Source organism: Streptomyces sp. Ag109_O5-10 (assembly GCF_900105755.1).
In the GTDB taxonomy this organism is placed as follows: Bacteria; Actinomycetota; Actinomycetes; order Streptomycetales; family Streptomycetaceae; genus Streptomyces.
This window is the reverse complement of record NZ_FNTQ01000001.1, coordinates 5,549,407-5,563,646: the sequence shown is the minus strand read 5'-3', so window position 1 is coordinate 5,563,646 and position 14,240 is coordinate 5,549,407. Positions and strand designations below refer to the sequence as shown.

Below are 14,240 nucleotides of genomic sequence, written 5' to 3'. Positions count from 1 at the left end.
CACGGGCTGTACGGGGCAAGGAGTGGATGAGCGGCAACGAGGAGGTGGCGGCGACGCATGACGAACATGTCGAGGGCGCGGGTGGCCCGGCGGATCGCGGCCGGGGCGGCGTACGGCGGTGGCGGGGTCGGTCTGGTCGGCGCGGCCGCGGTGGGCCTGGTGCTGGCCGAGGTGCGGATGGCCAGGACGGCAGTGCACAACGGCACCAGCGGCGGCCGGGTGCCGGTGGCGGACGGCCGCTACGGCGACGGTTACGGCGCCTCAGGTGAGCCGCCCATCCGACTGACCATGCTCGGCGACTCCACGGCCGCCGGGCAGGGCGTGCACCGCGCCGCCCAGACCCCGGGCGCGCTGCTGGCGTCCGGCCTCGCCGCGGTCGCGGAGCGCCCGGTGGTGCTCAGCAACGTGGCGCTCCCCGGGGCTCAGTCCGACGACCTGGACCGCCAGGTCGCCCTGGTGCTGGGCACGGCCTCGCCCGTCCCCGACGTCTGCGTGATCATGATCGGCGCCAACGACGTCACCCGCCGGATGCCGCCGACCCGCTCCGTCCGCCACCTCTCGGCGGCCGTCCGCCGGCTGCGCACGGCGGGGGCGGAGGTGGTGGTCGGCACCTGCCCCGACCTGGGCACGATCGAGCCGGTACGGCAGCCCCTGCGCTGGCTGGCCCGGCGGGCGTCCCGGCAGCTGGCGGCGGCCCAGACCATCGGGACGGTGGAGCAGGGCGGCCGCACGGTGTCGCTGGGCGACCTGCTCGGCCCCGAGTTCGCGGCCCATCCGCGCGAGCTGTTCGGCCCCGACAGCTTCCACCCCTCGGCGGAGGGGTACGCCACGGCGGCGATGGCGGTGCTGCCGACGGTCTGCGCGGCCCTGGGCCTGTGGCCGGCCGAGGAGGAGCGTCCCGACGTCACGCGCCGCGAGGGCTTCCTGCCGGTCGCCCGGGCCGCGGCGGAGGCCGCGGCCGAGGCCGGCACGGAGGTCACGGCGGCGATGCCGACGGGCCCGCGCGGACCGTGGGCCCTGCTGAAACGCCGCCGGCGCCAGCAGGTGGAGCCCCTCCCGTCCGACCCCGCTTCCGAAGAGGCGAGGTCGAGGGCGGGTACGACCGACTAGGGGTGACGGGGACGCTGACAGGGGGCGGCTGGACAGCGCCCCGTAAGGGGGCGCGGGGAACTGCGCGACCGGCCCCCACCGGACCCGCACGGACCCACCTCCCCCCGGCAGCCACAAAGCAAGCGCTTAGAAAGTGCGGTCAGTGTCACACTCCGACACCGGTGACCGATGACTTACGTACAGGTAACTTCCGAAGCGGCCCTGCCAACCCCCTCATTGGAGCCGTGATGCCCGAAGCCGTCATCGTCTCGACCGCCCGTTCCCCGATCGGCCGTGCCGTCAAGGGCTCCCTGAAGGACCTGCGCCCCGACGACCTCACCGCGACGATCATCCAGGCCGCCCTCGCCAAGGTCCCCGAGCTGGACCCGCACGACATCGACGACCTGATGCTCGGCTGCGGTCTCCCCGGCGGCGAGCAGGGCTACAACCTCGGCCGGATCGTCGCCGTGCAGATGGGCATGGACTTCCTGCCCGGCACCACGATCACCCGCTACTGTTCCTCGTCCCTGCAGACCAGCCGCATGGCCCTGCACGCCATCAAGGCCGGCGAGGGCGACGTCTTCATCTCGGCCGGCGTCGAGATGGTCTCCCGCTACGCCAAGGGCAGCTCCGACGGCCTCCCGGACACCACGAACCCGATCTTCGCCGAGGCCCAGGCGCGTACCGCCGCCACCGCCGCGTCGACCGGGTCCACCTGGCACGACCCGCGCGAGGACGGCCTGCTCCCCGACCCGTACATCGCGATGGGCCAGACCGCCGAGAACCTGGCCCGCATCAAGGGCGTCACCCGCCAGGACATGGACGAGTTCGGCGTCCGTTCCCAGAACCTCGCCGAGGAAGCCATCAAGAACGGCTTCTGGGAGCGCGAGATCACCCCGGTCACCCTCCCCGACGGCACGGTCGTCAGCAAGGACGACGGCCCGCGCGCCGGCGTCACCCTGGAGGGCGTCGCCGGCCTGAAGCCGGTCTTCCGCCCCGACGGCCTGGTCACCGCCGGCAACTGCTGCCCGCTCAACGACGGCGCCGCCGCCGTGATCATCATGAGCGACACCAAGGCCCGCGAGCTGGGCCTGACCCCGCTCGCCCGCATCGTGTCCACCGGTGTCACCGGCCTCTCCCCCGAGATCATGGGCCTCGGCCCGGTGGAGGCGAGCAAGCAGGCCCTGAGCCGCGCCGGTCTCACCATCGACGACATCGACCTGGTCGAGATCAACGAGGCGTTCGCCGCCCAGGTGATCCCCTCCTACCGCGACCTGAACATCCCGCTGGAGAAGCTGAACGTGAACGGCGGCGCCATCGCCGTCGGCCACCCCTTCGGCATGACCGGCGCCCGCATCACCGGCACGCTCATCAACTCCCTCCAGTTCCACGACAAGCAGTTCGGCCTGGAGACGATGTGCGTCGGCGGCGGCCAGGGCATGGCGATGGTCATCGAGCGTCTCAGCTGAGTCCCGCACGGCCCCCGCTTCATCCCTGAGTGACCGTCACGGGACCCACCGTGACATCGCGGCCCGGTGTTCGAGAAAACCCCGAACGCCGGGCCGATTTGTGATCCAATCTCCCCCAGGATGTGACGTATCTCCCTCCTGGGGGGTATCACCGCAGGTCAGCGTAGCTGTCCAGGTAAACGCCAGGACCAAAGTCCTGTCCGTTTCGTGACGTTACGCACTGACAGCTTGATAGTCCACCCTTCAAGCTGATGTAGGAAGTCGGGGGTCGACTTTGAACCGGGAGTACGTCAGTGAGCGCCATGCCGATCGCCTTGCTGCTCACCACGGCCGCCACGGGCGCCGTGGGCGTCGCTGTCCTGCGCACCGTACTGAAGCTGCGCCGTCAGGTCGCCGAGCTGCACACCCAGCTTGCCCAGAACCAGGCCGCGACGCTGCGCGCCCTCATGCCGGCGGCTCGCAGCCATGCCGACGCCGAGGAGATACGCGCCGCCGTGGCGGAGGCGCTGGCCGAGGAGCGGGAGCGGGAGCTGGCCGAGGCACGTGCCTTCTGGGCCGCGCAGGAGGCGCGTGACGCCTCCGACGCGCCGTCACTGCTGGGCCTGGCGGACGGCGAGCCGTTCCTGCCCCGGCAGACGGACTTCGTGGGTCTGGAACCGGTCGCCGAGCCGACCGCGGACAGCGACGAGTTCGCCGGGGAGTCCCCCGAACTGGCGGCGGCCCGCCGCCGTCACCCGTCCCATCCGGACTTCGTACCGGTGCAGTCGCCGGTGGTGAACGACCACGAGCGTACGGTCGCGACGCTGGAGCAGCTGGCCGAGTCCCAGGTCGAGCTCTCCGACGTCCGCCCGGGCCCGCTGGGCACGCTGGACGTCTACGTCTTCGCCGACGGCACGACCCTGTGCATGACGCCGGGGCACCGGGAGACGGCGGAACGGCTGGCCGCGGCGCTGGGCGCGGGCGAGACGCCGTACCTGCTGGGCGGCTCCGGGATCTCCGGCGCCTACACGCTGACGTTCGCGTGCGGGGAAGAGAACGTGTACATCCTGGCGGACCGGGTCATAGCGTCGCTCTGACGTGCGATGTCGGGCGCGGGTGCGTGGGGGCTTGTCGCGCCGTTCCCCGCGCCCCTGAAAAGGGGCGCTCCAGTGCGCCCCGTCAGGGGCGCGGGGAACTGCGCGAGCGACCACGACGGCGTCGCACCCGACCACGCGCCGCCGCCTCACACCCCCGCTCTTTTCTGCGCCTCCGCCACCAGGCGCACCGCATCCCCCACCTCGGCGTCGTTCTTCAGCACCACCGCCAAGTCGTTCCCGGCCACCGTGATTTGGTCGGCCACCGCGAACATCCCCGCGTCCGGCATCTCCCGGCTCTCCGCGCCCGGCTCCTCGACGGCCTGCGCCCAGCGGGCCAACTCCCTCGCCAGTCCCAGCGCCTCCGCAGCGGCGCCCCGCTGCAGCCGGCTCTGCGGTGCCGCCCTCAGCTTGTCGGCGAAGTGTTCCACGGCACGGGTCAGAGGCGTCGTATCAACCACGCCGTGAGCGTAACGCGTGCCACCGGCTGTCCTGTCACGACTGTTGCCAACACGCCAACACTCAGGCACGGTGACGTGAAGGACCGGCTACAACCCCCTTTGCGCACCGGAGGCGCCGATGTCCCAAGTCTTCTCCGAGGAGACCCATCGCAACATGCTCGCCCGCATCCCCCACTGCACCGGTCGTGAAGTGTCCGACTGGCTGCGTACCGTCGACGAAGGCCCGGCCCTCTTCCGCTTCGAGGAGAAGGTCAGCTGGCTCCGCCACGAGCACAACCTCGCGTACGGCCACGCGAAGGCGTTGATCCACGAGTACGACCTGAGGAGGGCCGCGCGCAAACTTCTCTAGGCGCGCACGCACACAGACGGCGAAGGGCCCCGGGGCGGTGCCCCGGGGCCCTTCTCACTTCTCCTGGCGCGGCTAGTCCCTGCTGAAGATCGCCACCAGGCGCAGCATCTCGATGTAGATCCACACCAGCGTCATGGTGAGGCCGAACGCGGCCAGCCAGGCCTCGTTCTTCGGGGCGCCGTAGGCGATGCCGTCCTCGATCTGCTTGAAGTCGAGGGTCAGGAAGAACGCGCCGAGCAGGATCGCGATGATGCCGACGATCGCGCCGAGCGGGCCGAAGCTGCGCAGTCCGCCGTTGTCGGCGACGCCGAACGCGACCAGCAGCAGGTTGACCGCCATGACCAGCACGAAGGCGATGGCGATGGCCATGCCGATGCGGGCGTAGCGGGCGGTGACGCGGATCCAGCCGGCCTTGTAGACCAGCAGCGTCGCGGCCGAGACCGCCAGGGTGCCGAGCACCGCCTGGAACGGGGCACCGCTCCACTGGCTGTTGTACATCTCGCTGATGACGCCGAGGAAGACGCCCTCGAAGGCGGCGTATGCCAGGATCAGCGCGGGCACCGGGGTGCGCTTGAAGCTCTGGATCATGGCCAGGACGAACGCGACGATCGCCGAACCGACGGCCAGGCCGTAGCTGGTGGCCGAGATCGGCAGCAGCGCCCAGGCGAGGATCGCGCCGACGGCGACCGTGCCGAGCGTCATGCCCGAGCGCATGACGACGTCGTCCATCGTCATCCGGCCGGTGGTGGCCGGCGCCTGCGGCGGGGCGCCCTGCTGGAGGTCCTGCTGGGCGTACGGGTTGTTCGCGTACGGGTTCTGCGCGTACGGGTTGCCCTGTGCGTACCCGGCCTGCGGCGCGGTGTTGAAGCCCGCGTAGCCGTTGTCGCGGCTGAACCCCCGTCGCGAGAAGACCGGGTTGCTGCTCCTCATTTCACTCCTCCATGGCCACCTCGCGCGGCCTTGGCGTCAAGAGTAATGGATTGGCAAAAGTCTGACCCTACTACCTGCGGAGGATCTTTCCCTCACCGTGCTGCGCAACACGCTACGCGGAGCCCTGATTCCCGGCCACGGAGGGCTTCATTCCATGACGAAGCCGGAACACGACCGGAACCGGCCGGAGATCCCTCAGGCGTCCAGCGGGAAGCCGGTGTACGCCTCCGCCAGGTCGGTCTCGGCCGCCCGGGAGGAGGCGATCCGGCCGAGCCGGGCCAGCTGGAGCCGGGCGTCGAAGGGGCTGTCGCCGGGACCGGGGTGGAGCATGCTCGTCATGTCGTACGAGAACCGCTCGGCCTGCCAGACGCGGCGCAGGCAGGTCGCCGAGTAGGCGTCGAGCAGGTGCGGGGAGCCCGTCTCCCTCTCGTGGGCCAGGGCGCGGGCGAGGGTCACGACGTCGCCCACCGCCAGGTTGAGCCCCTTGGCGCCGGTGGGCGGCACGATGTGGGCGGCGTCCCCGGCGAGCAGGAGCCGGCCGTGCCGCATCGGCTCATGGACGTACGACCGCATGGGTGTGACCGACTTCTGGGTGATCGGTCCGCGCTCCAGGCGCCAGTCGTCGTCGGTCTCGAAGCGCCGCTCCAGCTCGTCCCAGATCGCCTCGTCGGTCCAGTCCCCGGCATCCGTGCCGGCGGGGACCTGGAGGTAGAGGCGGGAGACGGACGGGGAGCGCATGGACAGGAGGGCGAACCCCCGCTCGTGGCGGGCGTAGACCAGTTCGTCGTGGGAGGGGGCGACGTCGGCGAGGATGCCCAGCCAGGCGTAGGGGTAGGTGCGTTCGAAGACCCGGGAGAGGGGCTCGGGGAAGGCGGCGCGGGCGACGCCCCAGAAGCCGTCGCAGCCGGCCACGTAGTCGCACTCCAGGACGTCCTCCCGGCCCTCGTGCCGGTAGCGGATCCGCGGCCGCTCGCTCTCGGCACCCTCCACCGCCAGCGCCTCCGCCTCGAAGAGCAGTGGGCCGCCCTCCTTGAGCTGGAGGGCGATGAGGTCCTTGCAGACCTCGGTCTGGGCGTACACCGTCACGGACCGACCGCCGGTGAGGCCCGGGAAGTCGACGCGGTGGCGCCGCTTCGCGAACCGCAGCTCGATGCCGTCGTGGCGCAGTCCCTCGCGGTCCATGCGCTCCCCGGCGCCGGCCGCGCGCAGCACGTCCACCGTGCCCTGCTCCAGGATCCCGGCGCGCTGGCGGTGCTCGACGTAGGAGCGGTCGCGGCTCTCCAGGACGACCGAGTCGATGCCCGCGTTGTGCAGCAGCCGCGCGAGGAGGAGCCCGGCGGGTCCGGCTCCGATGATGCCGACGGTGGTGCGCATCGGTGGTTCCCTTCGACGTTCGTCCCGGTGTTCGCCAGTGCTCACCATTGTTCGCCTGGTGAAATTTACTTCACATTGTTCCCCTGAGTCTCCGTCCGGTCATACCCCATGTCAATGGACGCGCCCGATGTCAATGGACGCGCCCGATGTCGGCGCGGCGCACGCGGCCGGCCGCCGGGTCCGCGGAAGGCGGTCGTGGGCCCGGCGGCCGGTGTGCGGGAACCTGCGGGACGGGTCAGTGACCCGGCCAGCCGTCCAGGTGGCGGTGGAGGGTGACGTCCTTGCCCGGGTCGCCCTTCGGGGCGTTCGCGACCGCGTCGTGCAGGACGGCGGTGACCTCGGCGGCGAGCCCGTCGGCCTTCGTGCGCAGTTCGTCGGCGGGCAGGGTGGAGCGGGTCAGCGCGTCGAGCCGGCGGTGGATGTCCGCCAGCTTGTTCTGGGTGGCCCTGTCGAAGCGCAGCGCGGTCGGCGTGGAGACCACGAACTGGTAGGCCCCGGCGAGGGTCTGACAGCCCGTGCACTCCTTGTTGGCGGCGTCGCTGAGGTTCACGGCGTTCAGGTGGGTGTGCTCCCCGGCGATCGTGACGATCTGGAAGGAGAGGGCCACCGAGCGGCAGTGGTCGTCCGCCGAGCAGCCCGCCGAGACGGCGTTGGCCTGGTTGCGCACGCCGGCGGCGTTCACGGTGCCGAACTGGCGGACCGTGAAGGAGTCCCGGATCTGGGTGTGGTGCCCGCGGTCGGCGTGGCTGAAGACGTGGTCGGAGACGACCGCGGCGTGCGGGGCCGCGGTGGCCGCCTGCGCGGGTACGGCGGTGGCCGCCCCGGCGACCCCGGCGGCGAACAGGCCGATCCGGACGGCGCGCCGGGTGAGCGGACCTGGGGTGGTGCGGGTTTTTCGGTGACTGCTCATGGAGTGCTCCTGTGCTCCTGCGGAAGATTGTTCGAGACGGCCTGTCAGGACGTGGCCGGGGCCGGGCTCGGCGGCGGGTCGGTGGCCGGCGGCGGGGACGGGCTGGGGGTCGGGGACACCGGGACGCTCTCCGACGGAGTGGGCGTCGGCGACGCCGGAACGCTCTCCGGCGGCGAGGACACCGGCTCGGTGACCGGCCCCCCACTGGCGGGCGCCTGCGACTTGGTGGGGCCGGTCTGCCCGGGGCTGCCGGGCACGGAGGCGGAGGGCGACGCCGAGGCGGACGCGCCGCGCGGGGTCTCCCCGGCCGAGGGCCCGGCACTCGCTCCGGCCTGGCCGGACGGCCCACCGGACACGGTGTCCGAGGGGGCGCCGGAGTCCGCCGGGCGGTCCGGGGTCGAGGCCTGCCGGGCCGGCGGCGGTTCCGTGGTCGGCACCCCCGGCTGGAGGATGGGGGCGATCGGCGGCTGCTTGGGCAGCGGCTTCGGGGTCACCCCCGACACCCAGGCGTAGCTGAGCCCGGTGAGCCCGGCGAGGGCGAGGGCGCAGATCGCCAGCCGGAGCCTCGGCCGGCCCGCCGTGGAACGCTGCGCGGCGCGGAAGATCCGGCCGCCCATCTTCACGGACAGGTAGACGACACCGGCCATCGGGCACAGCAGCATCACGCAGCCGATCGTCCCGACCAGCCCCTCGACCACCTGGCCGTGCACGAACGCACCGCCGGTGCCGAGGAGTTGCTCGGTCAGCGAGCGGGTCATCGTGGTGAGGATGCGCGGCAGGTTCCACAGCGCGTACCCGAGTTCGCCGATGATCAGCGGGACCATCGTCAGCACCCAGGTGGCGACGATGGCCCGCGCCGACTTCTTCAGCCCGGCGACCTCCTGACGTGCCCGGTCCCCCCTCGGTCCCGGCACCAGGCCCAGCAGGATCGGCTTGATCTTGCCGTACAGGTCCGGGACCCCGGCCAGGTCGCCGAGGATGTAGTAGCCGTCCAGCCGTACGGCCGGCATCAACTGTTCCATGATCTCGAAGTGCCCGAGATACACCGTGGCCAGGAAGAACTGGGCCCCGGTGGCGAAGTAGGCGCCGGCCATCGCCAGCATGAAGACGACGTTGAAGTAGACGCCGCCCAGGTCGGTGCGGAGCCGGCCGCTCCGTCCGATCCGGTAGACGTCGGTGACGTCGGTGTACATCGAGGGCCAGATGAGGAAGAGCCCGCACCCGATGCAGCCGGGCCGGGCTCCTCCGTATCTGCACGCGGAGGCGTGTCCGAACTCGTGGAAGACGAGGGAGGCCACGGTGAGCACGAAGACGACGAGGATCAGGACCGGCTGGTCGAGCACCTCCAGGACGGGCTCGATCGCCCCGAAGTACCCGAACAGCCAGACGTCCATGGCTATCGCCGAGCCGAGCACCAGCGCGACCACGGCCGGCCGGTGCAGCCACGCCAGCGAACGCGCGATCTTCGCCGTCCGCTTCTCGTTGAAGATGACCCGGTGGCCCTTGAGGGCGAGCAGCAGGTCGGAGCGCGGGGCGTCGACCTCGTCGTCCTCCTGGCCCTCCGGGACCGTCACGCCCAGCGGTTCCAGCTTCTTCTCGACGAGGTAGCGGATGTTCTCGCCGCTGACCTCGCGTCCGAAGCGGGCGCTGACCCGGTGCGCGATGGCCTCGGCATCGCGGACGCCGTCGACCGACGACGCCACCAGGTACAGCAGTCTGGACAGCTGCACGACCTGCCCGTCCCCCCGACGGGCGATGTACTTGGGCTCGGTGAACCCCGACCCCTGGTACTCGCCGTGCAGCCGCAGCCCCGCGCTGAGCCTCGGGACCGGCGACGGCGGGTCGACCACCGGCAGGGTGCCCGTCGCCACCTGCTCGTAGGTCACCGGCCAGCCGCCGGGTCCGGGCACCGGGCCCGTGTCGTAGAGTGCGGCGGCTCCGTCCCCGAGCACCGTCATGTGTGGTCTCCCCCCGGATCCCCGATGTGTTCCCCCCCGAACCGCCGGGAGCGCCACCGCCGGGGCGACGGCGGTGGCGCTCCTGGGAACTACTGGGTGACGCTGATCGTCTGGGCGGCCGACGACTCGGCGGACGACCAGGCGCTGTGGTCGTTCAGCGCGGCGGACTGGTTGGACGCCTCGATGTTCGCGATGTGCTTGGTGACGTTGACCGTCTTGCCGAAGCTGAACTTCAGGCGGCCGAGGGCCTCACGGCCCGGGAGCAGCTCGGCGGACTCGTTCTCCAGCTCGTTCATGTCCATGCTCATGACGGATGTCCCTTCGTTTCGTGTGCGGTGAGGTTGAGGTCGATCTCGGTGCCGGCGCCGTGCGCCAGGGCGGTACTACTGGTGGACGCTGATGGTCTGGGCGGCGCCGGAGTCGGCCACCGACCACGACGAGTGGTCGTTCAGCGCGGCGGACTCGTTGGCGGCGCTGATGTTGGCGACGTGCTTGGTGACGTTGACCGTCTTGCCGAAGCCGAACTTCAGCTTGCCCAGGGCCTCACGACCCGGCAGCAGCTCCGCGGACTCGGCCTCGAGCTCATGGGCGTCCATCATGATCATTTCCCCCTCAGGGATAGACATTTCCGATCGGAACGAGTCAGGTTCCCCCCGGACTCTGTCCAATCTGGTCGGACGTGCTGTCCAACGAGATTGGACACTACGGGCTCGGGAACCCGCCGCGCAACCCCTTCGGAAAATCACCCTCTCGGCCGAACGCCTACCCGCCCGTAGAATCGGCCGCGACATGGCAGGACCCCGCAGGCGGCGAGCAGGAAGTGACGGTCAGTGGCCAACGCACTGCAGCAGTTGATCCGCGAGCACCTCGACCGCAAGGGCTGGTCCTACGGCGACGTGGCACGGCGCGGCGGCATCCCCCGCTCCACCGTCCACCACCTGGCCACCACCGAGCGCGTGGTCCGCATGCCCCAGGCCACCACCCTGGAGGGCCTGGCCAAGGGCCTGGAGCTCCCGCTCGAGGCGGTGCGCCGCGCGGCCGCCGAGGCCTGCGGGATCCACGTGTACGACACCTCGCCGGCCGCCGGCGCGGACGGCTCCGCGGACGCCGGCGCCGCCGACCCCGAGGTCGCGCTGCTCATCGCCAGTGTCCAGAAACTGTCGGCCGACGACCGCCGGCACGTCACGGCGCTCGTCGAGTCGCTGCTGGACCGCGCGCCCCGCGAGAAGTGAGCGCCGCCGGACCCTTCCCGGGCACTCTTCCGTCAAGTCGGAAAAAGAATCCAACTCCGCACGAAAGCCTCAAGATCCGCCGCTAGTCTCTGCCTCACTGCCCGGGAGACGCGAGAGCCGCACGACCACGGGCTCTCAGGGGGACATGTGTTGTTCGTGCACGGCGGACCGGCGACGGCCGTGGTCCGCAAACCCGACGGCGAGTCCGTCGTCCTGCTCTCCGGGGAACTGCCCGAGGTCCTGACCGACACCTCGGTCACCGAACTCCTGGACCTGGCCGCCGCCATCCTGGACCCGGCCGAACTCGCGCTCTTCGAGGAGTGCCTGCGCGCCCTGCGCCGCAACGGCATGCGCGCGGGCCGCCGCGTCGAGGTGGACGGGGCGGTCCTGACCGTCTACGAGGGGTGAGCCCCTCGGCGCGCGGCCGGCACGTCACGCGCGGCGGGAATCCGAATTGTTAGTTCCAAGGTCACGCTCTTTATCACAGTAGCGATTAAGGGCGCCGTAAAGAATGACAGCATAGCCGACGCGGCCATGAGTGGCGCGTTCTTTGCCCTTGCCAATGCCGACAACTGTTCATATGATCGCGATATCGAACTACCTGCGCTAGCACTCAACGGGGGAGTCACATGGCGAGGCAGCACGAGGGTATGCCGTCGTTTGTCAGGGATGCCTTGATGCGAGGGCGGCGACGATGACGGTCGCCCTGGAACTCGACGGCCGCGTCCTGGTCCGTTCGGGCCGGGCGGCCGACGAAATCGACATCCGCGACCTCGCCCTTCTCGAACCAGCGGAGATGGCCAGGTATGCAACTTTCCGTGACAACGTTCGCGGAGCGCGCTACGCCGCCGCGCACGCGGCGGTCCGCCGGCTGTTCGGGGAACTCCTGGACTGCGCCGCCGGGGAGATCCGCTTCGGCCGGCACGCCTGTCCTGGCTGCGGCGCACCCGGCCACGGACGCCCGTTCATCCGACGGCCACGGACCTCCTGGGAGCTGAGTCTGTCCAGGTCAGGGCCCTACTGGCTGTGTACGGCCGCCGACGGGATGCGGATCGGGGCCGACATCGAGATGCTGCGTCCGGTGCGTGTCGGGCGCTTGACGGAGGCCGTCCTGACCCGCAGCGAACGGTCGTTCCTGGCCGAACTGCCGACCGAACGGCTGCAGCAGACGGAGTTCCTCCGCTGCTGGACGAGAAAAGAAGCCGTGACCAAGGCGAGCGGAATCGGCATCGAGGCGGCACTGGGCCGTCTCGACGTCAGGCCTGCAGAGCCTCGTGCGCTGGTCCGGCACAGCGTCAGCGGGTGTCCCACGGACACCTGGGTGGTCCAGGACCTGCCCGCCGGTGAGGATCACCGGTCCGCCATCGCATTCTCCGCGGAATCAGCGAGTCCGGGTCCCGCCGCACAGGCCGCCTGACCTGTTTCTCGTTCATCATTTGTTCATACTCAATACGACACGTCGACGGCCTACCGCTGCCGAAAACCGGGCGCCTCAATTGACGCACCGGTTCTGAGACTTGTTCAAAGGAGTTTTACATTGGGAACTCAGCCGAACAGTGCTGGGTTGCACGTCGCCCTGATAATCCAGAACACGATTCACCGCTATGGCATTGAGGGCATGATCCGCTCCCTCGACGGAATCAGCTCGGTCCACAGCGCCAACTTCGGCGTCGACGAAATAAGAACCTGGGAACGCCGGCAGTTCGACGCGGTGCTGGCGTCCGCGGACGATCTGGCGACCGACGACGCCCGCGACGCCATCCGCGGACTGTGCGGCCGCGGCATGAGGGTTCTGCTGCTCGTCGACGGCCCGGACGGACTCGACGTACCGTGGCTGGCGCAGAGCGGGGCACAGGGATTCGTCGACTGGGCCGGGCTCGAACCGCGGATCCTCGCCGATGCCGTCACGGACGTCACGGCGGGCAAGTTCTACGTGTCGGCCACCCTGGCCCGACGGCTTCTGGGGCGGGCCGGCCCGAATCCGCTCGACAGCGCCCAGCCCTGGGGCCCGGCCGGCGCCACCCTGACACCACGTGAGCTCCAGGTTCTCCGGCTGGTGGCACAGGGGCTGAGCAACAAGCAGGTCTCGCGTCAACTGCAGATATCGGAACACGGCGTGAAGCGGCTCGTCGGCAACGTGCTGGCGAAGCTGAACTGCCCGAACCGCACGCTCGCCGTCGTCCGGGCGATGGAGGACGGCCTGCTGGCGGTGTGACCGGCCACGGCCCGGCGTCCGCCGGCCGGGCGTGCACGGCCCGGCCGGCCGCCGACGCGGGACGCGTGCGGAGTGTCGGCACGCGTCCCGGCCGACCGGCCGCGATCACCCGCCCACCCGGGCGAGAGCGTCCGCGTACTCGGGGCTCGGGTTCAGGGACACGGCGATCCGCAGGTGCACCCTGGCCTCCTCCCGGCGGGTCTGGCGCTGCAGGCACCGGCCGAGCATGAACCTGGCGTAGTCGTCGGTCGGGTTCGCCTCGACGATCCGCCGCAGCACCTCTTCGGCCCGCCGGAGCTGCGCCGAAGCGAAATAGCACCGTGCGGTCAGCAGAAGTACGGCGGAGTCGCCACCGAACTCGCCGGACCACGGCTGCAGCACCCGCAGCGCCTCCAGCGGCTCGCGCGCCTCCAGCAGCCGGCCCGCTTCCCGGTACGCGGCCACCGGGTCCGGCGCCTGCACGGTTCCGAGCGGCTGCGCCCCGTCCCCCGGCGGGTCCGAGCGCCGGTCATCGGCGGCCTGGCGGAGGAAGTCGAGGATCGCCTCCGGGTCCTGCGCTCCCGCGAGTGCGCGCCGCCCGACCACGAACGTGGGTACCGCGGTGACCCCGACGGTCGCTCCCCGCGCCGACTCCGCGCGCACCTGCGCCCCACCCTCCCCGGTCGCCAGGGCCTCGCGGGCGTGGCGGAAGCCGGCGGCCTCCGCCGCGGCGGCCAGGACGGCGTGGTCCCCCAGGTTCTCCCCGCGCACGAAGTGAGCCCGCAGCAACTCCGACTTCACGGCATCCTGCAGGGCGTTCCCGCCGTGCCGGCGTGCCAGGGCCTCGAGCCGGTGGGCGTCGAAGGTGCTGACCCGCCACCGCGGCCGCCAGGCGAATCCCGGCCCCTCCGCCTCCGCCAGTTCCGCGAGGAAGGCCGCGCGGGTCTCGGCACTGTGCAGTTCCTCACGGCGCCGGGCCGCCTCCTCGTCGCGCGGTACGGCGATGCGCGGGGCCATCGGGTCGACCTGGTAGGGGTGCCAGATCACCTCGGGCCGCTCCCGGCCGTCGGCCTCCCAGAGCTCCAGGGCACGCTGCAGGCGGTGCCTGCCGAGACAGCACCAGGGACAGGTCAGGTCGGCCCAGGCGTTGATGTGCACCGTCGTCCTCCGGATAGTGCCGCGACGAACCAGCGGCCCACTG

At 71.1% G+C, this 14,240-nt stretch carries 16 protein-coding genes; 8 read left to right on the top strand and 8 right to left on the bottom strand.

Annotation, left to right across the window (positions count from 1 at the left end; genetic code table 11):
- Window positions 1-57: 57 nt before the first annotated feature.
- From BLW82_RS25525 to BLW82_RS25515, 3 genes are all read left to right on the top strand, one after another.
- Window positions 58-1,110 carry an SGNH/GDSL hydrolase family protein gene (locus BLW82_RS25525; protein WP_177233065.1) on the top strand — a complete coding sequence of 351 codons (1,053 nt, stop codon included), beginning with the start codon at window positions 58-60 and terminating at the stop codon, window positions 1,108-1,110.
- A gap of 227 nt (window positions 1,111-1,337) precedes the next feature.
- Window positions 1,338-2,558 (top strand): acetyl-CoA C-acetyltransferase, encoded by a 1,221-nt coding sequence (locus tag BLW82_RS25520; protein WP_093502093.1) that lies wholly within the window; start codon window positions 1,338-1,340, stop codon window positions 2,556-2,558.
- A gap of 293 nt (window positions 2,559-2,851) precedes the next feature.
- Window positions 2,852-3,634, top strand: coding sequence for a hypothetical protein (locus BLW82_RS25515; protein ID WP_093502091.1), 783 nt, complete (start codon window positions 2,852-2,854; stop codon window positions 3,632-3,634).
- A 146-nt stretch (window positions 3,635-3,780) separates the two neighbouring features.
- Here the strand turns inward: BLW82_RS25515 and BLW82_RS25510 are convergent, their stop codons facing one another.
- Window positions 3,781-4,092 (bottom strand): hypothetical protein, encoded by a 312-nt coding sequence (locus BLW82_RS25510; protein WP_093502089.1) that lies wholly within the window; start codon window positions 4,090-4,092, stop codon window positions 3,781-3,783.
- A gap of 118 nt (window positions 4,093-4,210) precedes the next feature.
- Between BLW82_RS25510 and BLW82_RS25505 the strand changes: the two genes are divergently transcribed.
- The gene (locus tag BLW82_RS25505; RefSeq protein WP_093502087.1) at window positions 4,211-4,441 is read left to right on the top strand and encodes a DUF4287 domain-containing protein; all 231 of its coding nucleotides are present in this window, start codon (window positions 4,211-4,213) and stop codon (window positions 4,439-4,441) included.
- Window positions 4,442-4,513: 72 nt separating this feature from the next.
- Here the strand turns inward: BLW82_RS25505 and BLW82_RS25500 are convergent, their stop codons facing one another.
- From BLW82_RS25500 to BLW82_RS25475, 6 genes are all read right to left on the bottom strand, one after another.
- Window positions 4,514-5,371, bottom strand: a complete 858-nt coding sequence (locus BLW82_RS25500) for a Bax inhibitor-1/YccA family protein (RefSeq protein ID WP_093502085.1) — start codon at window positions 5,369-5,371, stop codon at window positions 4,514-4,516.
- A gap of 195 nt (window positions 5,372-5,566) precedes the next feature.
- Window positions 5,567-6,745, bottom strand: coding sequence for a 4-hydroxybenzoate 3-monooxygenase (locus BLW82_RS25495; RefSeq protein WP_093502083.1), 1,179 nt, complete (start codon window positions 6,743-6,745; stop codon window positions 5,567-5,569).
- Window positions 6,746-6,980: 235 nt separating this feature from the next.
- A complete protein-coding gene (locus tag BLW82_RS25490) occupies window positions 6,981-7,655 on the bottom strand; it encodes a hypothetical protein (protein WP_093502081.1) in 675 nt (224 codons plus the stop codon).
- A 44-nt stretch (window positions 7,656-7,699) separates the two neighbouring features.
- Entirely contained in the window at window positions 7,700-9,613 is a 1,914-nt protein-coding gene (locus BLW82_RS25485) for a zinc metalloprotease (RefSeq protein WP_093502079.1), read from the bottom strand.
- An 89-nt stretch (window positions 9,614-9,702) separates the two neighbouring features.
- A complete protein-coding gene (locus BLW82_RS25480; protein ID WP_093502077.1) occupies window positions 9,703-9,921 on the bottom strand; it encodes a hypothetical protein in 219 nt (72 codons plus the stop codon).
- Window positions 9,922-9,996: 75 nt separating this feature from the next.
- The gene (locus BLW82_RS25475; RefSeq protein ID WP_177233064.1) at window positions 9,997-10,212 is read right to left on the bottom strand and encodes a hypothetical protein; all 216 of its coding nucleotides are present in this window, start codon (window positions 10,210-10,212) and stop codon (window positions 9,997-9,999) included.
- A 231-nt stretch (window positions 10,213-10,443) separates the two neighbouring features.
- Between BLW82_RS25475 and BLW82_RS25470 the strand changes: the two genes are divergently transcribed.
- The 4 genes from BLW82_RS25470 to BLW82_RS25455 all read left to right on the top strand — a co-directional run bounded on the left by BLW82_RS25470 (window position 10,444) and on the right by BLW82_RS25455 (window position 13,060).
- Complete coding sequence (locus BLW82_RS25470) at window positions 10,444-10,845, top strand: helix-turn-helix domain-containing protein (RefSeq protein WP_093502075.1); 402 nt, start codon at window positions 10,444-10,446, stop codon at window positions 10,843-10,845.
- A 147-nt stretch (window positions 10,846-10,992) separates the two neighbouring features.
- On the top strand, window positions 10,993-11,253 hold the full coding sequence (locus BLW82_RS25465) for a hypothetical protein (RefSeq protein ID WP_256215954.1): 261 nt from the start codon (window positions 10,993-10,995) through the stop codon (window positions 11,251-11,253).
- Between the two features lie 286 nt (window positions 11,254-11,539).
- Entirely contained in the window at window positions 11,540-12,262 is a 723-nt protein-coding gene (locus BLW82_RS25460) for a 4'-phosphopantetheinyl transferase family protein (RefSeq protein WP_093502071.1), read from the top strand.
- A 201-nt stretch (window positions 12,263-12,463) separates the two neighbouring features.
- The gene (locus BLW82_RS25455; RefSeq protein WP_218162381.1) at window positions 12,464-13,060 is read left to right on the top strand and encodes a response regulator transcription factor; all 597 of its coding nucleotides are present in this window, start codon (window positions 12,464-12,466) and stop codon (window positions 13,058-13,060) included.
- Between the two features lie 105 nt (window positions 13,061-13,165).
- Here BLW82_RS25455 and BLW82_RS25450 read toward each other — a convergent pair whose 3' ends face one another.
- A complete protein-coding gene (locus tag BLW82_RS25450; RefSeq protein ID WP_177233063.1) occupies window positions 13,166-14,197 on the bottom strand; it encodes a DsbA family protein in 1,032 nt (343 codons plus the stop codon).
- Window positions 14,198-14,240 lie beyond the last annotated feature (43 nt).